Source organism: Nostoc sp., from assembly GCF_036919895.1.
Classification (GTDB): Bacteria; Cyanobacteriota; Cyanobacteriia; order Cyanobacteriales; family Nostocaceae; genus Nostoc.
In genome coordinates this window covers 54,537-75,813 of sequence record NZ_JBALBW010000027.1, presented here as the reverse complement: position 1 = coordinate 75,813, position 21,277 = coordinate 54,537, and the positions used below count along the sequence as shown (strand labels likewise).

Annotated in this window: 16 protein-coding genes and 1 pseudogene; 8 read left to right on the top strand and 9 right to left on the bottom strand. The window is 41.7% G+C overall.

Annotated elements, in window-relative coordinates:
• Positions 1-152 precede the first annotated feature (152 nt).
• Positions 153-2,570 (bottom strand): ATP-dependent helicase, encoded by a 2,418-nt coding sequence (locus tag V7K55_RS04925; RefSeq protein ID WP_334828781.1) that lies wholly within the window; start codon positions 2,568-2,570, stop codon positions 153-155.
• A 132-nt stretch (positions 2,571-2,702) separates the two neighbouring features.
• On the opposite strand from V7K55_RS04925, the gene V7K55_RS04920 reads away from it, so the two are divergent.
• The gene (locus V7K55_RS04920; protein ID WP_334828779.1) at positions 2,703-3,932 is read left to right on the top strand and encodes an ATP-binding protein; all 1,230 of its coding nucleotides are present in this window, start codon (positions 2,703-2,705) and stop codon (positions 3,930-3,932) included.
• Positions 3,933-3,994: 62 nt separating this feature from the next.
• Here V7K55_RS04920 and V7K55_RS04915 read toward each other — a convergent pair whose 3' ends face one another.
• Positions 3,995-5,083, bottom strand: a complete 1,089-nt coding sequence (locus V7K55_RS04915; RefSeq protein WP_334828777.1) for a RuBisCO accumulation factor 1 — start codon at positions 5,081-5,083, stop codon at positions 3,995-3,997.
• Between the two features lie 254 nt (positions 5,084-5,337).
• On the opposite strand from V7K55_RS04915, the gene V7K55_RS04910 reads away from it, so the two are divergent.
• The gene (locus V7K55_RS04910) at positions 5,338-5,532 is read left to right on the top strand and encodes a DUF2256 domain-containing protein (protein ID WP_334828775.1); all 195 of its coding nucleotides are present in this window, start codon (positions 5,338-5,340) and stop codon (positions 5,530-5,532) included.
• Positions 5,532-6,485, top strand: a complete 954-nt coding sequence (locus V7K55_RS04905) for an isoaspartyl peptidase/L-asparaginase (RefSeq protein WP_334828773.1) — start codon at positions 5,532-5,534, stop codon at positions 6,483-6,485. The genes V7K55_RS04910 and V7K55_RS04905 overlap by 1 nt, the downstream gene beginning before the upstream one ends.
• Here V7K55_RS04905 and V7K55_RS27450 read toward each other — a convergent pair.
• The 4 genes and pseudogenes from V7K55_RS27450 to V7K55_RS04880 form a co-directional block, all read right to left on the bottom strand.
• Positions 6,476-7,002: pseudogene (locus tag V7K55_RS27450) on the bottom strand (DUF29 family protein). The gene V7K55_RS04905 and the pseudogene V7K55_RS27450 sit on opposite strands and share 10 nt — an antisense overlap.
• A gap of 111 nt (positions 7,003-7,113) precedes the next feature.
• On the bottom strand, positions 7,114-8,493 hold the full coding sequence (gene glmU, locus V7K55_RS04890) for a bifunctional UDP-N-acetylglucosamine diphosphorylase/glucosamine-1-phosphate N-acetyltransferase GlmU (RefSeq protein WP_334828769.1): 1,380 nt from the start codon (positions 8,491-8,493) through the stop codon (positions 7,114-7,116).
• A gap of 188 nt (positions 8,494-8,681) precedes the next feature.
• Positions 8,682-9,917 (bottom strand): two-component system response regulator, encoded by a 1,236-nt coding sequence (locus V7K55_RS04885; protein ID WP_334828767.1) that lies wholly within the window; start codon positions 9,915-9,917, stop codon positions 8,682-8,684.
• A 790-nt stretch (positions 9,918-10,707) separates the two neighbouring features.
• Entirely contained in the window at positions 10,708-11,631 is a 924-nt protein-coding gene (locus V7K55_RS04880; protein ID WP_334828763.1) for a tRNA (5-methylaminomethyl-2-thiouridine)(34)-methyltransferase MnmD, read from the bottom strand.
• A 338-nt stretch (positions 11,632-11,969) separates the two neighbouring features.
• Between V7K55_RS04880 and V7K55_RS04875 the strand changes: the two genes are divergently transcribed.
• On the top strand, positions 11,970-12,791 hold the full coding sequence (locus V7K55_RS04875) for a sulfurtransferase (protein WP_334828762.1): 822 nt from the start codon (positions 11,970-11,972) through the stop codon (positions 12,789-12,791).
• A gap of 63 nt (positions 12,792-12,854) precedes the next feature.
• Here V7K55_RS04875 and V7K55_RS04870 read toward each other — a convergent pair whose 3' ends face one another.
• Positions 12,855-14,156, bottom strand: coding sequence for a hypothetical protein (locus tag V7K55_RS04870; RefSeq protein WP_334828761.1), 1,302 nt, complete (start codon positions 14,154-14,156; stop codon positions 12,855-12,857).
• A 428-nt stretch (positions 14,157-14,584) separates the two neighbouring features.
• Between V7K55_RS04870 and V7K55_RS04865 the strand changes: the two genes are divergently transcribed.
• The 4 genes from V7K55_RS04865 (at position 14,585) to V7K55_RS04850 (ending at position 19,326) form a co-directional block, all read left to right on the top strand.
• Complete coding sequence (locus tag V7K55_RS04865) at positions 14,585-15,808, top strand: FecR family protein (RefSeq protein ID WP_334828759.1); 1,224 nt, start codon at positions 14,585-14,587, stop codon at positions 15,806-15,808.
• 175 nt (positions 15,809-15,983) lie between these two features.
• Positions 15,984-17,360 carry a glutathione-disulfide reductase gene (gene gor, locus V7K55_RS04860; protein ID WP_334828757.1) on the top strand — a complete coding sequence of 459 codons (1,377 nt, stop codon included), beginning with the start codon at positions 15,984-15,986 and terminating at the stop codon, positions 17,358-17,360.
• 107 nt (positions 17,361-17,467) lie between these two features.
• On the top strand, positions 17,468-18,103 hold the full coding sequence (locus V7K55_RS04855) for a YqiA/YcfP family alpha/beta fold hydrolase (RefSeq protein ID WP_334828755.1): 636 nt from the start codon (positions 17,468-17,470) through the stop codon (positions 18,101-18,103).
• 77 nt (positions 18,104-18,180) lie between these two features.
• Complete coding sequence (locus V7K55_RS04850; protein WP_334828788.1) at positions 18,181-19,326, top strand: histidinol-phosphate transaminase; 1,146 nt, start codon at positions 18,181-18,183, stop codon at positions 19,324-19,326.
• Between the two features lie 8 nt (positions 19,327-19,334).
• Here V7K55_RS04850 and V7K55_RS04845 read toward each other — a convergent pair whose 3' ends face one another.
• Both V7K55_RS04845 and V7K55_RS04840 read right to left on the bottom strand, forming a co-directional pair.
• A complete protein-coding gene (locus V7K55_RS04845; RefSeq protein ID WP_334828753.1) occupies positions 19,335-19,889 on the bottom strand; it encodes a hypothetical protein in 555 nt (184 codons plus the stop codon).
• 614 nt (positions 19,890-20,503) lie between these two features.
• Entirely contained in the window at positions 20,504-21,136 is a 633-nt protein-coding gene (locus V7K55_RS04840; protein WP_334828751.1) for a GNAT family N-acetyltransferase, read from the bottom strand.
• Between the last annotated feature and the right edge of the window lie 141 nt (positions 21,137-21,277).

Here is a 21,277-nt window from a genome sequence, read left to right as displayed (position 1 = left end):
TTTCTCCCGCAGGTCTACTGAGTAGGGTTTCATCTGATTTTTTACTTTTATCTTCTCAACTACTGTACCAAACCGTTACACAAAGTGCTGTATATTTATGCTAACTTCTTGATTAAAATGCCTGGTGGAAAAAATCTAGAAGATTTATTTAGCTAGATGTAAGCTAAATTCGCCACACATTCAGGAAATTGCCGCTTTAATGCTGGGAAAACTGGACAAGGCGCTTGTTCTTGCAAATTTTCCGGTTTACTCCAAGTAAAGGGGGCTTTCTGCGCTGCTGACATCCACACCAGACGCTTGGCCCGTGTCATGGCAACGTATAATAAACGGTACTCCTCAGATATTTTCAACTGCTTTGCTTGTTCCCATGCTTGTGTAACATCTGGGATAGTAGATTCTCCGTGGAGAGCAGCACGAATTTGGGCGCGGGCTACTTCTGATAAGGTAAAATCCCCTAAGAACTGGCTTTGGGGAGGAACCCAAAATCTACCAGGAATTAAGTTTTCGTGGAGAAAAGGAAGAAATACATAGTCCCAATCTAGCCCTTTGGCTTTGTGCATGGTAATAATGGTCAGTTGACCGCGACGAGTGTAACGTTCTTCTGAATCTTCGGTTTCCACTGGTTCAAACCGTTCGGAACTGACGATTTCACTTAAAGCTGACAGCATTCCCCCCATCGAACTATTGCCAGCTATCTGCTGGTTTACTCTTTCTGCAAGTTTGTCAGCAGTTGCTAATTCTGCTTGGTCGTAATTTAAGGTCAAGGCGAGAAAGGATATCAGCTGGTAAAGGGGCAATTCCAGGCGGGCGCGAAGTAAATTGCGACACAAACGTGCGGCTTTTTGGACTGTTTCTGGCTGGGGTGCTGCTAGAGGGCCAGGATACAAAAATTCTTCTGGTAGACTAGCAAGGGCGTTGAGGTCTTGGGTAGGAATTAACTGGCGCTGTACTAATGCTTCTAGGGCGGCTTTCAGGTAATCGGGAGAGTGGGGGCGATCGCAAAATTGCAGCAATGCTAAAATTTCTTGGGGAACATGAGAACGGCGATCGCGTTCTCCCACATCGTAAAGTGTAATGTTATGCTCTTTGCACACAGGTGCTAAAGCTTCTCCTAACCATCTTCCTTGACGATTTTCTCGCACTAAAATCGCTGCACTATTTTGTGTAGGATCTTCGCCAAATAACTCGACTACTCTTTGAGATAACAATTCAACGGTGTGATGAATATCACGCGGTGTATAAAGTTCCAATCCCCGTCCTATTGGTGCTGGGTTGGCGTTCTTTTGCGGATCTCCAGTTTCAACAGGGCGAATTGTCTGCAAGCGAAATGGTACTTGTCGATTCTCAGGAATCTGTTGTCCGTTATTCGCTTTTGCTAACGACTGATTATTGATCCATTTGAGGGCAAAGTTCGCCGCTTCAATGATAATTCTACTACTGCGACCGGCTTGATCCATCGTTGCCAATCGTTCGATGCGATCGCACTCTTCGCAAAATTGCCGAAAATAAATGGGATCGGCTGGGGTAAAAGTAGAGTTAATCGCCTGATTTGGATCGCCAACTCGCACTAGATTAAGTGAGGAGTTAGAGACACGATTAATCGCGTCTGTACAAGAATTACCTCCCCCATCACTTGCCAAGATTTCTAGCAACTGCGTCTGTAGAGGGCTAGAATCTTGGGCTTCGTCTTCAAAGACGGCGAAAACTTGGTTTTGCTCGATGCGACGGGCGCTGTCGTTTTCTAAAACGCGCAGTGCGGCTAAAATCATATCGTCGTAATCGATGAAATCACGCGATCGCATTAAGTTTTGATATTGCTCATACAATCCCGCCGCTACACTCAAAATTGTATATTCGTCTGTGGTTTGTCTACTCCACTCCCGTAATTTTTCTGGCGATATCCCCGAACTTTTTGCTTCATGAATTACCGTATTCGCCAATTCCGGCAATACTTCTGTTCGCAGCACCGATTGACGACGCAACCTTTCTGTCTCTTCTCCGTCAAATTGATGACCCTCTAATAACCGCAGATATGTTCCGGGATTATTGGTAATCCATTGTTCTACGGCTGTTCGGATAAAGCGATGACTTTGGGTTGGTGTAATTAATGTGACATTTTCTAACTGCAAACCCGATAAACCAGAATGGCGACTAGCAATGTTTAACGCTAAACCATGTAAGGTATAGACAAAAAAGCCCGTCTGAGGCAAAGATAAATCATCTCGTAAAAATTTGCGGATCTTTGCTTTAATGTTGGCAGCAGCAGAACGAGTAAAGGTGACGACTACCAGATGACGACGCGAGGATGAGCGCGACTGGGCATAACGTTCATATTGACGGGCAATTGCGATCGCTGCCGCCGCCGCCATCCCAGTAGATTTACCTGCGCCAGGAACGGCAGAAATAGCCAAAGGGCCAGATCCCCAGTCAGCCATTTGTTGTTGTCCGGGGCGGAGACTGTTACGGATTGCGAGAATCTTCTCCCGCAGATTAGGAACTGGCGATCGCTCAGACAATTCTGAATGGAGTGATTCTTGAGCCACAGGAACAGTAAATTTAGAGTCTGACATATCTATCAAGTTTTATATTTGATTTGGAAGAATAATTATTTAAGTAAGAATTCACAATTCAGCCATCTTAATGTTAGATTAGCTTAATTTGATATCTTTCTAAGCCCTAACTAAGCATAAAAATAAACAAACATGAAAATTCAAAAACTAATTACACATGCCCTGAGCTTATCTAATAATGCTATCTCTTATCATGTTAGTCAGGAGCTAGCAGCTATTTATCCTAAAAAAGCCTTGCTGGAAAGTAATGATAGTTCCTTCAATTTAGAAAAGTATGCTGAGGCAAATTTCTGCAAAATCAAATATGACGATCGGATACATAACCAGATGCTTACTGGTTGGAATGGCATGGAAAACGAGATTTACAAATATACTGAAAATGCCAGATTTCAAGTTTCATGGCAAGGAAATAAACTTGATGTCCTCTTAATGAGTTGGAATGAAGGCTATTGTAAAACTCGCTATTCTTGGATTTTGACGGATAGCATAGAAGTAGCTGAAAAGTTTTTCGCCGCAGTTTGTGATTGGAACTCAGAAATTCGTGATGAACTTTTAGTTTTTGAGGATGGTTACTGGGATAAAAATCCAGACCTATTTCAATCTATTCAAAGCGCAACTTTTGAGAATCTCATTTTGCAGAGAACTCTTAAACAAGATATTCAAGATGACCTAATAAACTTCTTTGCCTCTCGTGAAACTTACGCAAATTATAGCGTTCCTTGGAAACGTGGTATTTTATTTATTGGCTCACCAGGAAATGGAAAAACGCATACAGTTAAAGCATTAATTAATCAAATGCAGCAGCCTTGCTTATATGTTAAAAGCTTTAAGTCTGAGTATGCTACTGATAGCGATAATATCCGTAAAGTATTCAACCAAGCACGACAGTCTGCTCCGTGTGTTTTGGTATTAGAAGATATTGATTCTCTATTGAATGATGAAAACCGCTCTTTCTTTTTAAATGAGCTTGATGGCTTTGCCTCTAATCAAGGGATTGTGACTATTGCAACTACTAATCATCCAGAACGTTTAGATTCAGCAATTAGCGATCGCCCCAGTCGCTTCGATCGCAAATATCATTTTGATCTGCCAGCTATTCCCGAACGAGAAGCCTACATCACATTGTGGAATGAAAAATTAAAAAGTGCGATGGGCCTGTCTGAACAAGCTGTGAGTCAGATAGTTGAATTAACAGAAGGCTTTTCTTTTGCCTATCTCAAAGAATTATTTCTCTCATCAATGATTCGTTGGATGGGAACGATGGAAACTGGGGCGCTAGAGAAAATCATGATTTCTCAAATTGCAATTTTGCGAGAACAAATGAGTAGCGCAACTGTTAGCAGCAAAGACGTAGAAAATTAAAGGGAAAGTTTATCAAAACAGAATTCAGGAGTCAGAATTCTGACTCCTGAATTCTTCTTCAATTATTCATCAATCTGCCAGGAATCCTTAGTTAATTCTTCATCTAGAATTTTCTTAGGACGCACAATGATAATAATTTGTCCTAGTAGAGGAATTTCTGGCTCAGTTTCAAACCACTGAAACTCTAATTCACCACTATTTTCAATGACAAAATAGCTAGAGACATCCCATTCTCGTTTGGCACGATCTACCACAACTACAACGGGCCCGATTTGGCTTTGAGTTTGGATGGGGAAGCGATCGCTATTTGCTAAAATCACTACTGGATCTTCTGCCGCTAACAGCACTTGCCAACCTGGTAATGGTACCCAAGCTTGCTCTCCAGAAAATTTAACCATGCGAAAGGGTTCAATTTCGGTCAATATCGGCACAGCTTGCAAGTCTTTTCGTGATAATGGCAACTCGCCTACCACAGGCAAAATTCGGGGTAATTGTTCTTCAAATTCCAGGCGGTAAAAGGGTAAAATTGGCGCTGGACGCTGGGGAACGCTAGTAAAATCAGTCAGAAGTTGTTCGATTTGTTTCCTGGCTGCTGGCGTGTAAGCAAAACGCAAACCTTTGGCGATCAGGCGCGATCGCTGTTGTAAATCTGTATTTTGGCGTGCCAGTTTCCAAACTTGGTGAGCAACGGCATCTCCAGGATGGGCAGAAAACCCTTCTGGCAAAGTGCGGTAATAAGAGAACTCTTTAATTGCTTTTGCCACTTCCTTCACTTCATCAGCATCGATTTTGTGGACGAAGATCAGTTCGGCGGCGGCGGCGCGTTCTTCTTGAGTGAGCAAACGCAGTTCGTATAAAACATCACTGCCGCGTGTGGCGTAGTGCGATCGCGTTTCTGCCGATACTCCAGAGTTTTCCAAAGAATTGTAAACTTGGGAACCGACAACCACCTGATTTTGTTGAATTGGCTCAAATCCAGTCGCCTCAAAAATTTCTTGGGGGTTGTAACCGGTTTTTAGCAACGAGGCGATCGCTGTTCCCCATTCCACCCAGTTACCTTGTTTTTGCCTCAGTCTTCGTAGTAACTCTTGTGCTACATCATTGGTAGCATTTTCTTCGGGATTCTGAGCGTTGGGTGGTAGATCAGTCATAAGAATACGCAGTATGCAAGAAACTCAGCGTCTTTAAACCTGAGAGGGAAGCGACACGAACGGTTTTAACCGCAGTTAATTTTAGGACTTACGCGAAACGAGATGCTGTAGGGGCATTTTATAAATTGCTCTAAGAAGAAAATCTTTCTTTTCGGCTATTGTTTGCGTAAGTCCTAAATTTGAGAAGTTGATTAACACTTCATGAGCAAGTTTAATTCTAATCTAATGCTATTTGACTGTGATTCAATATTTATATGAGACGTGTTCGTTCTAAATCTGATCTACCTACAAAAATTTGTCCGGTATGTCAACGTCCTTTCACATGGCGTAAAAAGTGGCAAGATTGCTGGGACGATGTGAAATACTGCTCAGAACGTTGTCGTCGTCGTCGTTCTGAAGCTCAAAATGAAACTAACCGCAACACAGACGCAAATAGCGCAGGGGATTAATGGAGTCACAGGTGCAACCTAAATTAATTATTCATGGAGGGGCTGGTAGTTCTCTCCACGGTAAAGGAGGATTAGAGGCGGTGCGCCGATCGCTCTATACAGTAATAGAAGAAGTCTATTCTCTGCTATTGTCAGGAGCAACTGCTTCTGAGGCGGTGGTGCATGGTTGCCAAATGCTCGAAGACAATCCCCGCTTTAATGCTGGTACTGGTTCAGTACTGCAATCTGATGGGCAAATCCGCATGAGTGCTTCCCTGATGGATGGCGCATTAGGACGGTTTAGTGGTGTAATTAATATTTCGCGGGTAAAAAATCCCATTGAGTTGGCACAATTTTTACAAAATTCGCCAGATCGAGTCCTATCAGATTTCGGCTCGGCTGAGTTGGCGCGGGAAATGCAACTTCCTAGCTATAACGCTTTAACTGATTTGCGGTTGCAAGAGTGGATACAAGAGCGCCAGGATAATTTTAAAAGCGCAATGGCTGGCGTGGTAGCAGAACCCGAACTGCTAGAAACCAGTAATGCCGGACGTGGTACTATCGGTGTCGTAGCTTTAGATACATCTGGTAGCCTAGCTGCTGGCACTTCCACTGGTGGTAAGGGATTTGAGCGGATTGGCAGGGTAAGTGATTCTGCGATGCCAGCAGGTAATTATGCTACTAATAATGCTGGTGTTAGCTGTACTGGAATTGGAGAAGATATCATCGATGAGTGTTTAGCCCCACGGATTGTAGTGCGTGTCACTGATGGGATGTCCCTGAATGAGGCTATGGAGCGTTCCTTTGAGGAAGCGCACCAGAACAAACGGGATTTAGGAGCGATCGCCTTAGATGTGAGTGGAGCGATCGCTTGGGGCAAAACTAGCGAAATTTTACTCGCCGCCTACCACAACGGCGGAAAAATTGGTGACACCTTGGAGTGGAATGATAGTGAATTGATTGGCTATTGTTGAATCAGTTCCAGAGCTTGGGCTAAAGTTTCTTGTTCGTCAACTATTGCTGCTAACTCTTGGGCTTCATAACGCCCTTCAAAAGCTTCTAGCGCCGCCCTTTTCAGTGCCACTTGATATCCTTGTTGCAGAATATCCATTAATTCTGTTTGATTCAAGTAAAAACCACCGGATTTGCGGCGCTTGTTTATTTTGTTGATTTCCCGCACCGTATTTTCTATCGAAACATCCCAAGAGCGAGTAGAACGTTTTTCAGCCTTTTGTTTAATTACAGCAGTTTTTGACCAAACCCGCCACAAAACAAATCGTAGAATGACTTCCGTCAAAGGTTTTGATTATTTACATCTGTAGCACGATTGATTGCAATTTGCTGTAAATGGATGAGCAGAATTACACCATAACTATCAATTTTATTGATTTTGTCACTGAGGCTCATTTCTTCTAACTCATCCACCAACAGTAGCGCCTCATGGATTTTGCCTTGTTTTAGAAGTTGCCTCAGTTCTAGCAGTTCTTCCATGTTATATGTTGAGATTTTGGCTTTACTACTAATCTAGCTAGATTAGACAAATTGCAAAAATCCTGATTTATGCTCTCAAACCACAAATCAATCGCTATTAACAGCGATGAATTATTTATGTTGATCTGCGGTTTGATTTTCAACGCTTTTTCTTCGCCAACCTAATTTCACTACTTGACGACTACGGGCAATCACTAGAGAATTATCAGGAACATCGTCTGTGACTGTAGAACCAGCTGCAATGTAGACATCATTTCCCAAGGTGAGTGGAGCCACTAAAACGCTATTTGCACCAGTTTTTGTGCGATCGCCTATTGTTGTCCGATGTTTCTTCACGCCGTCATAATTGGCAGTAATTGTACCTGCACCAATATTCACCTGATTGCCAACAACGCTATCACCTATATACGACAAATGGGCTGCATTGGTGCGATCGCCTAATTGAGTATTTTTTAATTCCACAAAATTCCCCACCCGGCAATTAGCACCCACTTGTACCTGACCGCGCAAATGAGCATAAGGGCCAATTCGGCTTCCTGACTGCACAGTGCTATCTGTTACTACTGAATACTGCACTGTGACATTTTCAGCTAAGTGACTATTTTCAATTAAACTCCCCGGTCCAATGCGACTTCCTGTTGTAATTACTGTATTTCCCCGCAGGTGAGTTTGGGGTTCAATAATTACATCCGGCTGTAATTCCACTGTTTCATCAATGGTGATGCTTGTGGGGTCGATGAGAGTGACACCTGCTAGCATCCATTTTTCTTTGACTCGCCTTTGCAAAATTTCAGATGCTGTTGCTAGTTGCAGGCGATCGTTAATGCCGAGAATTTCTTGATAATCTTCCACATCTACCGCCATCACTTTTCCTACTTGAGTGACGGCATCGGTAAGATAGTATTCTTTTTGGGCATTGTTTGCCTGGAGGTGGGGCAACATCTTTGCCAAATCTGGCCAGCGAAAGCAGTAAACTCCAGCATTAATCCGGTGATTTTGTCTTTGGACAGCATTACAATCCTTATGTTCGACCATAAGCTGCACAATATTTTCATCGTTACAAAAAACTCGCCCGTAGCCTGTGGGATTGGATAGGTATGAGGTGAGAATAGTGGCGGCGTTTTGATTTCGGGTGTGAGTTTGTAACATCTGCTTGAGGGTTTCGCTGCGGATTAACGGTAAATCGCCGTTAAGTATTAGCAAATCCCCAGTGTAGTCTTCTAAGTGTGGAAGTAATTGCTGGATGGCATGACCTGTTCCCAATTGCACAGTCTGTTCGACAAACTCCAAATTAGGAATTGAATGCATGGCGGCTTGCACTTCCTCGGATTGATATCCCACAATTACGATTCGCCGTGAGGGGGAAAGTGGTTCTACACTGTCGAGAACTCTCTCGACTAGCGATCGCCCCCCCAAAGAATGTAAAACTTTGGGTAAGCTTGATTTCATCCGTGTGCCGCGTCCCGCCGCTAGAATTGCTACAACTACCATAATTAGCTATCAGCTATCAGTGAAAGTTTTGATTAATGCTGTTGGTACTTTAAGATTTAGGCTCAAATCATACCAGCTAATCATAGAAGACTGAAATATACAATGAGTCAGGATTACTACTTTCCTCAAAAGCGAAGATTATAATACCAATTCCCGCTCATGACAGCAGCGATAAATCATTATCCTCTCTACTCTTTCTCTTGAGAAAATTGAATAAATTCTGCAAACTCCTGCATTAGCTTGGGATTGCGCCAACCAGAATCAGCTTCTTTTTGCATCACTGAAAGTGCTTCTGCAAAAGTAAAAGCTCTTTTGTAAGGTCGTTCGCTAGTTAGGGCATCGTAAATATCAATTAACTGAAATACTTGCGCCAGATAGGGAATATCATTGCCTTTAAGTCCATCAGGGTAGCCTGAACCATCCCAGTGTTCGTGGTGATGACGAATTATGGGAATTACACCCCGCATACTTCGTAGTGGCTGGCAGATTTTTTCTCCAATCAAAACATGCTGCTTCATAATCTCCCAATCTTCGGAGGTGAGTTGGCCTTTTTTCAGCAGCACTGCATCAGGAATACCCACCTTGCCGATATCGTGGAGATAACCACCCCATCTCAAATCTCGAATTTGGTAGCGTGAGAGGCTGAGGTATTCACCAAAAAGTTGTCCCAGTTTTAATAGGCGTTGGCAATGGTCGCCAGTGTTGGGATCGCGACTTTCAATAGACATGGCAATGGAAAATAGTACTTGTTCGGCATGGTCTAAATCTTCGTTTAGACGCTTCTGCCGTACCAAGGACTTCACCCGCGCCGCCAGTTCCACACGATCAAAGGGTTTGGTGAGAAAATCATCTGCCCCAACTTCAATTCCCCGAATCCGCGATCGCCTATCATTTAATGCTGTAATGAAAATTACTGGAATCAGTCTAGTCTGCTCATCTTGTTTGAGCAATTGACACACTTCAAATCCATCCATTCCTGGCATCATCACATCCAGCAAAATCAGGTCTGGTTGTTTTTGAGTTACCAATCCCACAACAATAGAACCACTGTCCGCCTCAATTACTTCGTATCCTTCCATCCCCAAGAGGGCAACAGCAGTCATCCGGCTAGCGGCATGATCGTCAACGACTAAAACCTTCGGCGGATCTAAATCAAACCCATTCACTTTAGAACCTTTGGCTTGTAGTGTTCTAGAAACCAATGAATCATTATCATAATTAATATCAGATTTTATCCAAGAAGACATTGCTTGCCTATCTTTAAGCATCAGGTCTTCTTGAGATAAGCCTAAAGAATAAGCCTCCACATTATTCTGCAAGCCTACAGCATGATTTGAACCGATACTCTTTACTGTACTAATGGGGTTTGACCCACTAACAATTTGTTCTGTAAAGCCCGTATGGTTGGGTTTCCACTGAATCACAAAGGCACTCCAAGTTTTTGCACAAGTTAACAGTGTTAGATTTCAAAAAGAAATGTAATATTCGACTGTATCTGAGCCAGAGTTTTCATAGGGATTATGCATGATGTAAAGCTGCCTCTCTAAAGTTTTTTGCAGCTTGTATCTTTTATCTTACGAATAAGGGATGTCTTGTTGTCAATTTTTTTTCTTCTAATTCCAGTATGATAAATTTGCACAAATGTTAAATCAGGCTTTTTACGGAGGTTTTATAACACAAAAACGCTAGAAAGCACTGTATTTGCTCGCTTTGTATTAAAAAACAGGATTTTTAGTTAGAAGTATTTACGGTAATCATTAAAGTACGTATTTTTACTTATCCGGTGTTCGTAATCCAAAAACACTGCTGCGCTGAGTGTAAAAATATATACTATCATAGATTTTATTTATTTGCATCGGAAAAACTTATTACCTGAGCATCTAGAAAGGAAATCAGAATTTTTGGAAAATATAGATAATTCCTTTGGAATTAAGGATTGAGGAACTACTTGCAATCCGGTTCGGATAAGGGACTTCCAATTTTCTTGGAAGTATTTGAGGTTGCGATCGCTGCCTAATATTAATTTTTTTGTGAAATTGCCCAAAATCACGCTCATTGCACTTGGGCTTGAGCAATTTGTTCAGGAAAAACCTCACAGGTAATCGATATATAGCAAGGGACTGGGGACTAGGGACTGGGAACTGGGTGAAAAGTTTTTTTGTGTCTAAGTTTCATCATCTTTTGATGTCCTAACCACCTTGGCTGTTGCTATAATTAAAAGCTACTTCCCATAAAGTCCCTGCCTTGTGTTCCCAATAACCATCTTTTTCGCCAACTGGAGGTAGGTTCGAGTGAAGAAATTTGTTGTTCTTGTTGTCGCCGCATTACTATAACTTCAGATGAATCGCTCAATTTGGGATCGCGGTAGGGGATAGCAGCACGGGTTAGTAAGTGTTCTTTTTCAACTTGTGCGAGGGAACCAAGTATTGAGCAGTTATTATGCTTAGTGCTGATAGAATGGGCTGCCACAGTACCAGGCGATCGCCTCCCCACAGGTGGGGTAGAACCTAGCACCAAACCAGCAGACAAAAATGCTGTGCGGACAGCAGCAGCACATGAATAGGTGGCTAATAAACCATTTTTATGTAAACACAATGACAGTTGTTTAATAAATTCAACAGTCCATAATTGAGGACACTGTGGTGGTGAAAACGCATCGAGGAAAATTGCGTCTGCCAAGAAACCTGACTGATGTACTAGTGCGATGGTCGTTCTAGCATCACCAATTAGTAGCTTCGCTTTCAGGTGAGGTGTTTGCACTTGATGCTCAAAAGCTAGCTGGGACAATATTTCAATATAGTTACAATTCCAATTGTCGAACAAGTGATGAGCGATCGCAGCTTGTGGCACTACTGGATTCACTTCTAAACCGATTACTTCCACACAACAAGCGGGATTCACTGCCCAAACTGTTTGCAAAGCAGCAGCTGTGTTATATCCTAGACCATAACAAATATCCAACAGCCGCAAGACTGGTTTTTGCGCGGCTGTAGCTAGTTGAGTTGGTTCTACAAACTTGAAAAAACTCTCCTGCTTTGCACCATAATGGCTATGAAACGATTCACCAAACTCTTGAGAGACAAAGGTGAAGGAACCATCTGCTGTGAGCTTAGGTGTAAAATTTTCTAAGTCTGACATTTTATAAATAAAACGTGAATTCTTTGAGAGCTTGATTGTGAGATATTCTTATCAGTATTGAGTTTCGTTCATGATGAGCGATCGCACTTCTGAATTACGTATGTTAAAGGTTGCTATAGTTACTTAGTATTCGTTCCTTAATCCAACCTACCAGCGATCGCTAGGCTTAGGTACAAAAGATGATAAAGTCATCATTGGTAACGTCATCCTACTCGACAAAGACCTAATTAGCGCGATCGTAACTGATGACACCGCCACCACTAACCAAGTACAAACAGTAGTAATAAATCGTATTTGTGCCAGTTGCGTAAGTCCTTTAAAATAATGCCCAATTCCCAATGCCCAATTCCCAATTTGTTGTTTCGCCAGCTTGGTTATCTGAACATCTAGAAGATCCGCAAGTTGTGATTGTGGATTGTCGCTTTTCTTTAGCCGATCCACAACTAGGACGACAACAATACCAAACAAGCCATATTAAAGGATCGTATTACCTAGATTTAAATCAGGATCTTTCCAGTCCAGTGGGTCAACATGGTGGGAGACATCCTTTACCTAACGCTAACGATCTCGCTAAAAAATTTGCGGCGATTGGGGTAAATTACCAAAAAACTCTGGTTGTAGCTTATGATGATTCGCGCTTTGCCTTTGCATCTCGTTTATGGTGGCTATTGCGCTATCTCGGACATGAGCAAGTTGCGGTAATGGATGGGGGCTTTACTGGATGGCAAAAAGCTGGTTATCCGATTACGGATGTCGTTCCTCAACCCCGGATCGGTAGTTTTGTAGCTGAAGTCCAAATAGAAAAGGTAGTAGATATTACGACGGTGAAAAGCCGGAAAGATAGCGACGAAGTAGTATTGGTTGATTCGAGAGAAAGCGATCGCTATCGAGGTGAACGAGAGCCAATTGATAAAATTGCCGGACATATTCCTGGTGCAGTCAACTATCCTTGGCAAGAAGTTACAGACTCTTCCGGCTACTTACTTCCTCAAGAGGAACAACGCCATCGGTGGGAACAGCTAGAAACAGCCGAAGAAATCTTGGTTTATTGCGGTTCTGGCGTTACTGCTTGCGTAAATTTGCTTTCTTTAGAATTAGCTGGCATTAACAAAGGTAGACTTTATGCTGGTAGCTGGAGTGATTGGATTTCTTATTTATAGTCATTGGTTATTGGTCATTGTTTTTTGACCAATGACCAATGAACCAATGACAAAAGACTAATTTTAAAACTGACCTAATTGCAAATTATAATTAATACTGAAGAACCAACCATCAAAATCAATGTATTCGACGGTTGAACTGCCTAAACTCACTCCAGCCTGAATATTCATATTAGTGGTATCGGATATTCGGTAATTTAAGTGCCCGAACAGCCGATGAAACTGGTCTTCTCGATCGCGCTGTGTAAAGTCGGATAAGTTCACCTGGTAGTCAATACCAACCTGGAGAGGCTTTTGCAAGTAGTAGTTTAGAGACACCCAAAAGGAATTGATTATCCGATCGCGACTTTGGGGGTCGGCAAAATTTACACTCAATTCGTATAAGCTCTCTAGTGTTAATCTTGGAGTTAAGATATCTCGCCGTCCCAAAGATAATTGGAGAGAATTTTCATTTAAAAAGCGATCGCCCGCTTTAAAGCTATCCAGGCGATCGCTATTATTAGCATAAAATAACTGTTGATTGCTGAAATTGATTTCTCCGTACATTCGCCGCGATAGCTGCTGGTAAAGACTGAGATTGAATCTCACTTGGTTGTAATGATATTGTGACTCATTTATATAACGAATCAGATTGCCATCAATTGAGCCGTTTAAATAAGTCTTAGATCCTAAAGGGAAATATGCAGAGGCTAGTGTCAGTCCAGAAAAAATTAAACCATCTTCTATTGAATTATCATTTGACGAAAAAATATTATTCGTTTGGAAGTAGCCGACATGAGCCTGTAGATAGCCTATGGGTTTCAACTTAACTACGGGTTTTTCTTTAGGTGGTGGTGGCTGCTGTTCTAGGGGTAGTAACCGCACCCGCAACCCTAATTCGCGATCGCTATCAGAGTGAGATGGCTGTTTTGGCGATCGCAATAGCTGCATCAGCCTCTTTAGTCTTTGGGAATGATTTATTTGAGGTGGATTCAACAATTCCTCTTTTGAGTCTGAAGGAGATGCAGGTAAAACACTTGGCTGTGATTCTAGTTGTGGCGCTTCATTTTGCTTTTGACTATCCCCAGGTTCTCCGGTTTTGTCTGGGGCTGGAGTTTTTTCTGGTGTTTGCTGTGTCAGATTTAACGGCATCTGATAGTCTAAAGGATGCGACTTACTAGACTGCTTGCACAAAGAGTTAATTGCCTCTCGCTCCAACTTATGACATAATCGCTGATAATTTACCTGTGTGCTTGCTAAATTGTTAGGATGCCAAACATCTGTAATTGTAAATTCTGCCGCATCTACTTTAATGCAACACCAACTTCCACTACTGGACGCTAAGAAAATACAAAAAAACAAATTTTTCCAGTTATTGAGTCGCATCTAGTTAGATCGCGTTAATCGCGTTTGGCGAATGTAGACCTACAAGCTATATCGTAACTTCCGACTCAGGATATACAATGGAGTGCATCTATTTTAGCTTTGTAGGTATATACTGAAACTACAAGTTCAAATTTATAATATTCGGATATTTACCAAATTTTTTGACTTGACACTGAGATTCTCCGATAAGGCTTTTGATTTCAAGTACTAACTTTTAAACCTGCCACAGACTTGATTGCACACAATGTCATGTTTAGAATATAAACTTAAAAAAACTAAATATATAACTTATATATTAACTATTTTATGTATTTGATTTAGATTAAAATTCTGATAAATTTACTTAAACAAACTTCCTATAATAGTTTAGCACTAGCTTAAACCTTTAACTTTTTTGATATTAGTTGAAGTTCAGAAATTATCAAACTATGTTTCATAAATCGTTTCCATTATTAGTGATTAGTTTATGGGGAATTATAGTACTACCTTTGCCAAATCGGGTAAGTGCTATAACTCCTCTAACGCGAGCAGAGATTCAAAACCTCCGCAACTTGGTACAACTGATACCCAGAGACAGAGAGAAGAAGCGTCCTGCACGCAAATTAGATGCAATAACTCCTGGGGATGGGTTGTCAACTGGTCGAGCTTCCCTAGCAGAGTTACGCTTTAACGACGGCTCTTTGGCACGGGTTGGGGAACAGGCTATATTTCAATTTTTACCAAATACTCGTAGCTTTAGACTCTCAAATGGAACAGCATTGCTACTTATCCCACCTGGAAGGGGGCAAACACTCATACAAACACCAAGTGCAGCAGCAGCAATTCGTGGTTCAGCATTATTTGTCCGCTATGACAAACAAACAGATACTACGATTGTGGGTGCGCTGACAAATAGTGGCATTGAAGTTTCAAATAAGGAATCTTCTCAAAGTCAGGTGCTGCAAGCAGGACAGATGATGGTTATAGTTAAAGGCAAATTTCAGGGGTTATACGATTTTGATCTCAGAAATTTTTATGAAACGAGCGATATGGTTCGGGGGCTTGATTTAACTAGGCAAAATCCTACACCTACAGCCGACCCAGCGATCGCTAGCGTTCAAGCTGAAACTGCTGCGGCTCTGAACGCACAGTTGCCCATCACAGGCGAGGGAGTAGTTGAAAACCCATCTTTTGCAGAGCTAACTACTAGTCCTTCAACTTCCTCCACCAACGACATTATTACAGACAATTCCTCAGTAGACCCCATTAGGGATGATTCCCCATTAAATTCCTTTGAGGATATAGGACAAATCCTATCAAATACTCAGCAACGCTCTGGGAGTAATAATACTACTAGAACTATAACGCAACCAGTCAATCTTCCAGTCAGTCCTCCAGTCAATCTTCCAGTTAATCCTCCAGTCAATCTTCCAGTTAATCCTCCAGTTAATCCTCCAGTCAATCTTCCAGTTAATCCTCCAGTCAATCTTCCAGTCGAGCCTCCAGTCAATCTTCCAGTTAATCCTCCAGTCAAACCTCCAGAAAAACCTCCAGAAAAACCTCCAGTTGAGCCTCCAGTTGAGCCTCCAGTCGAGCCTCCAGTCGAGCCTCCAGTCGAGCCTCCAGTCAAACCTCCAGTCAAACGTCCAGAAAAACCCCCGGAAACCACCTGAAACACCCACCAAAGCAAAAAGTGATATTCCCTACGACCAGAGAACATCTGCTAACGCTAGATTAAATCAAGGACAGGACTTAAACAGGGTTCACCAGATATCCTTGATATAGTTCAATCACATTTTGTGTGTAAGTTCCCAGGAACTAACTTTTTGCTAGAGAGAACAGAAATTTATGGCTTTTGATTACGACCTGTTTGTAATTGGTGCGGGTTCTGGAGGTTTAGCGGCTTCCAAACGGGCGGCTAGCTATGGGGCAAAAGTGGCGATCGCTGAAAATGATTTAGTTGGTGGTACTTGTGTAATTCGCGGTTGCATTCCCAAAAAACTCATGGTCTATGGCTCTCACTTTCCCGCCCTATTTAGTGAAGCTTCAGGTTATGGCTGGAAAGTTGGTAATACTGAGTTGGACTGGGAATATTTCATTACATCTATAGATAAGGAAGTTCGGCGACTATCGCAACTACATATAAACTTCTTAGAAAAAGCCGGGGTAGAACTAATTTCTGGTCGCGCCACATTGCTAGATTCCCACACCGTAGAAGTTGATGGACGCAAAGTAACAGCAGATAAAATTTTAATCGCTGTTGGCGGTCGTCCTATGAAACCAGATTTACCAGGGATGGAATATGGCATTACCTCTAACGAAATCTTTCATCTAAAAGAAAAACCAAAACACATCGTCATTCTTGGCGCTGGTTATATTGGCACAGAATTTGCCTGTATCATGCGTGGTTTGGGTTCAGAGGTGACACAAATTACCAGAGGTGAAAAGATTTTGAAGGGGTTCGATGAAGACATTCGTACAGAAATTGAAGAGGGGATGACAAACCACGGAATTCGACTGATTAAGAATAATGTGGTGAAAACAATTGAACCCGTGCCAGAAGGTTTTAAACTAACTTTATCAGGGGAAGACCAAGAACCACTAATTGGTGACGTGTTTTTAGTGGCGACTGGTCGAACTCCCAATGTAGATGGACTAGGTTTAGAAAACGCTGGGGTTGATGTTGTGGCTAGTTCTATCGAAGGGCCTGGATACCCTAGCACAAATGCGATCGCAGTCAATGAATATAGTCAAACTAGTCAACCGAATATCTTTGCTGTTGGCGATGTCACAGACCGAATTAATTTAACTCCCGTCGCCATTGGTGAGGGTCGTGCTTTTGCTGATAGTGAATTTGGAAATAACCGCCGCGAATTCAGTCACCAAACTGTTCCCACAGCCATATTTTCTACCCCAGAAGCCGCAACAGTAGGCTTGACAGAAGCCGAAGCACGGGAAAAACTCGGTGATGCCGTCAAAATTTTTCACACTCGCTTCCGTGCCATGTACCATAGTTTGACTGGTAAACAAGAGAAGACAATGATGAAGTTGGTGGTTGATAGCAACACTGACAAAGTGCTAGGCGCTCACATGGTGGGTGATAGTTCAACTGAGATAATTCAAGGTATAGCGATCGCGGTGAAGATGGGCGCAACTAAAAAAGACTTTGATGCCACCGTTGGTATCCATCCCTCCGCAGCCGAAGAATTTGTCACAATGCGGTAAGAATAAAGAGTTAGGAGTTAAAAGTTATGAGTTATGAGTTGAAGAAATAAACTCATAACTTAAAACTTAAAATTCTTATTAGCCCTAACTTCTAACCATCTACAGCTTTGCAATATATATATCTTCATGGTTTTGCTTCCAGTCCTAATTCTACCAAAGCGCGGGATATAGGCGATCGCTTCACCCAAATTCAAAAGAAACTCAAAATTCCCGATCTGAATGCTGGCAATTTTTCGCAGTTGACAATCACTCGTCAGATCGCTCAAGTTGCCGCAAAATTCAGTCATGATTCTACACCAGTAACCCTGATTGGCTCAAGTTTAGGTGGTTTGACCGCCGCCCACTTTGCACAGGAATATTTACAAGTAGAACGCCTTGTGCTGCTAGCACCAGCCTTTGGCTTTTTATCCCATTGGTTGCCCAAGTTAGGCGATGAAGAAGTACAGCGTTGGCAGCAAGAAAAATATATCATGGTCTACCACTACGGGGAAGAGCGATCGATTCCTTTAAGTTACGATTTCGTCATAGATGCTGCCCAATACCAAAAAAAACTTTTGCAACGTCCTATCCCCACCCTAATTTTGCACGGCAAAAAGGATGAAGTCATTCCTGTCGAAGCTAGTCGTGACTTTGCGCGTTCTCGTCCTTGGGTGCAGTTAATCGAACTTGACAGCGATCACGCCTTGGGTAATGTTATGGAAGAAATTTGGCAGGCAATTCACCTCTTTTGCCAATTGCCTTAAAGCTGTAAAATATTAAACTCACACATAACACATATTCTGAGTCATTTGTCCTTTGTTAGTTACTAATGACTAAAACTATGCTTCCCTTCATCCGGTCAGATTTAGCCCAATTCACCGCGTATAAACCTCACCCCAGTAGCGATACAGCCGATTCTGTCGCCACACAGTTCGATCGCCTGGATACAAATGAAAGCCCTTATGATTTACCACCTGAGTTAAAAGAGAAGCTAGCCTGGACATATCAGCAAGTAATTGAAACAAATCGTTATCCTGATGGTGGACATGAAACACTTAAGGATGCGATCGCAGAGTATGTCAATGAATCAGCCGGACTCTCGCTATCTAATACTGCTGCCAATATTTCTGTGGGAAATGGTTCAGATGAACTAATCCGCTCTTTATTAATCGCCACTTGCCTTGGAGGAGAAGGTTCAATTCTCGTTGCCAATCCTACTTTCTCCATGTACGGAATTTTGGCAAAAACTTTGGGTATTCCTGTAATCGCGGTGGGTAGAAATGAAACAAATTTTGAAATTGACATAAGCGCCGCCCAGTTTGCGATGGAACAAACTCAAAATCCCCCTATTCGCGTAGTTTTCGTAGTGCATCCAAATTCGCCGACTGCAAATAGCTTAACGGCGGCAGAGTTGGCATGGTTAAGAAGTCTAAGCGAGCATATTTTGGTAGTAGTTGATGAAGCTTACTTTGAATTCAGTCAAACTACCTTAGTAGGTGAATTAGCACAGCGCCCAAACTGGGTAATATTACGTACTTTTTCTAAAGCCTTCCGATTGGCATCTCTCCGTATTGGTTATTGTGTCGCTCATCCTGAAGCGATCGCCATCTTAGAAAAAGTTCGCTTACCTTACAATCTTCCTAGCTTTTCTATAGCAGCAGCATTATTTGCTTTACAAAACCGCACAACGTTGCTGGACTCGATTCCCCAAACCTTGAGCGAACGAGCCAAACTCATCGAAATTTTATCTCAGCAACCAGAATTACAAATTACTGCAAGCGCTGCTAACTTTATCTACCTACGCCTTAAACCAAATGCTTTTAATTCACAAGATGCTGCGCTAAAAACTTTCCACCAGAAACTGAGAACACTCGGCACTCTTGTGCGACACATTAGCGGAGGATTGCGAATTACTGTCGGGACAATTGAGGAAAACGCCCGCACGATTAATCGAGTCCAAGCTGTTTTAGCAAATTTGGAATTTTAGTAATTCACTCAATAATTAAATCGACTGTCCATCTCACTGCCCAAACGGCGGACTACTCCCACTGTTTGTGGCAGTACACCTACCAAAAGAGCAAAAGCAACATCCGGCAAAAGAGCCACTATTTCTGGTGGAAAGTATTGCTCAAACTGATCGAGAATTTTCTGAATTCGCTGCCCAGGCACTGGGTTTTCTGTAATTTGTTTGATCAATCGAATCCACTGTCGCCTAATCAAGTAAGCCTTCTGGCGTTCTTCATTAGATTCGGGAGTTAATAAAGACAGATTACCTATGGGCAATACCCTTTGGCAATCACAATCATAATCCCCACCCACAGCAGCACCAGGGCCAGCAAACTCTGCATGATAGCGTTTAAAGAGAATTAATCCATTTCGTCTACGACTATTGACGACGAAAACTTCTCCACTGTGTAAACGTGTAAGGATATCCGAGCCTTGCGATTGCTCAGTTCCATCTAGCATAACAACAGAGTCAAGGAAACTAGTTTCAGGGTAATAGGTTGATATCATAGAGGTTTGATAGCGTCGATGCTGTTCGCTATCCATGTTTTTTAAACTTTCAATGAATTTAGTAGTAGTATGCACTTCAAAACGGAACTAGCTGTTATGTAAAATCAAGTTTTTGAATTTTTTTATTATCAAGAGTCTTTTAGTCAATTTAACTAAAGATAGTAATAAATACACATTGTTTAGTAATTGAGTAATCATATCTTATGAGATATAACCAGATTTGTCCCCAAATTCGGAGAGGGTTTTATTAAAGTTTTTATAAAGATGAATATCTTAATTACAAAGTTATTATGAGGGATCACTAATTTGATCGGGGTAATTATATCGATATGTTCTCTTGTAATTCGCTTATTTACCTCTATAAAGTACTCTAAAATAATTGTTGTTTAATGACAAGTCAAAAAAGATAAAATGTAACACTTAAATTATTAAGCGAAGTTTTCTCAAGTTATATGTTTATTAATATGAAGAACAAAAATATCCGTGAAAAATCTCAAATAAATATCTTTTCAAAAGCATCAGCAGGTATATATATCAAGCAATTTAGCTAATCTTGGCTGATTTTTGACTTAGGTCAGTTTGTGCCCTGATTATGGATATTGATGATAGATTTTCTCCCAAATAATTGAAATATTAAAATTTACACAAATTTAGATAGTTGAATCAACACTCAGATGTTTATGCAATAGCATCTGGCTTGAGCGTCCTAGTAAAAACCTATTCAAATTCGATTCGACTTTATGTACTCGATATCCCACCTTGAAATAAAGTTGCCTTGCCTGATGATTATTTTCCAAAACGTGAAGATATAAGTCTTGAAATCCCCACTCGCGCGAAACTTTTTCACAGCTAGTCAATAACCCTGAAGCCACACCATGTCTACGGTATTTCGGGTGAACCGCTAAGTTAGATAAATAAGGAAAACCTATACTAGCCTGATTCCACGAATCACTGTAACGTACACCCAGTTCCACACTTCCCACTAAATTATTAGCCGCACCACTAGTACCTTCAAAGGCGACTAAACAAACATGACGAGGTGGAGGTGATGCCGTCCTATGCCTTAAGTCCTCGTAAATACCCAGACGTAACAATGGAAAAGCCCATCCCCACAGACCCTTTTGGGAGTGAAAGCTTTCAGCAATAATTTGGGAAACATCGATCAAATCAGCAGGTGTAGCTGTACGAACTTGAAATTGGCAGCAAGCTGGATCGATTGGCTGTTCCTGGTATGGATGAAAAAACCGATATTTCAAGGCTAGTTTAGTATTGATTTTATTCAACGAAAATTTTCTCAAATATCCTCAAACACCATTTAAACTGTACCAGGGAAGAATCTGCAAGATTCATAATCCCTAACTTTTTAACCAATACCACTTGTCTTAATGATAGTTCTGATTGCTAAATTAGAAAGAGGTATTTGT

What these genes read in the sequence shown, in the direction of transcription:
- V7K55_RS04920 (WP_334828779.1), top strand. Translation starts at nt 2,703, where the DNA reads ATGAAAATTCAAAAACTAATTACACATGCCCTGAGCTTATCTAATAAT.
- V7K55_RS04905 (WP_334828773.1), top strand. Translation starts at nt 5,532, where the DNA reads ATGGAGTCACAGGTGCAACCTAAATTAATTATTCATGGAGGGGCTGGT.
- V7K55_RS04925 (WP_334828781.1), bottom strand. Translation starts at nt 2,570, where the DNA reads ATGTCAGACTCTAAATTTACTGTTCCTGTGGCTCAAGAATCACTCCAT.
- glmU (WP_334828769.1), bottom strand. Translation starts at nt 8,493, where the DNA reads ATGGTAGTTGTAGCAATTCTAGCGGCGGGACGCGGCACACGGATGAAA.
- V7K55_RS04910 (WP_334828775.1), top strand. Translation starts at nt 5,338, where the DNA reads ATGAGACGTGTTCGTTCTAAATCTGATCTACCTACAAAAATTTGTCCG.
- V7K55_RS04845 (WP_334828753.1), bottom strand. Translation starts at nt 19,889, where the DNA reads ATGGATAGCGAACAGCATCGACGCTATCAAACCTCTATGATATCAACC.
- gor (WP_334828757.1), top strand. Translation starts at nt 15,984, where the DNA reads ATGGCTTTTGATTACGACCTGTTTGTAATTGGTGCGGGTTCTGGAGGT.
- V7K55_RS04915 (WP_334828777.1), bottom strand. Translation starts at nt 5,083, where the DNA reads ATGACTGATCTACCACCCAACGCTCAGAATCCCGAAGAAAATGCTACC.
- V7K55_RS04865 (WP_334828759.1), top strand. Translation starts at nt 14,585, where the DNA reads ATGTTTCATAAATCGTTTCCATTATTAGTGATTAGTTTATGGGGAATT.
- V7K55_RS04875 (WP_334828762.1), top strand. Translation starts at nt 11,970, where the DNA reads ATGCCCAATTCCCAATTTGTTGTTTCGCCAGCTTGGTTATCTGAACAT.
- V7K55_RS04870 (WP_334828761.1), bottom strand. Translation starts at nt 14,156, where the DNA reads ATGCGACTCAATAACTGGAAAAATTTGTTTTTTTGTATTTTCTTAGCG.
- V7K55_RS04880 (WP_334828763.1), bottom strand. Translation starts at nt 11,631, where the DNA reads ATGTCAGACTTAGAAAATTTTACACCTAAGCTCACAGCAGATGGTTCC.
- V7K55_RS04850 (WP_334828788.1), top strand. Translation starts at nt 18,181, where the DNA reads ATGCTTCCCTTCATCCGGTCAGATTTAGCCCAATTCACCGCGTATAAA.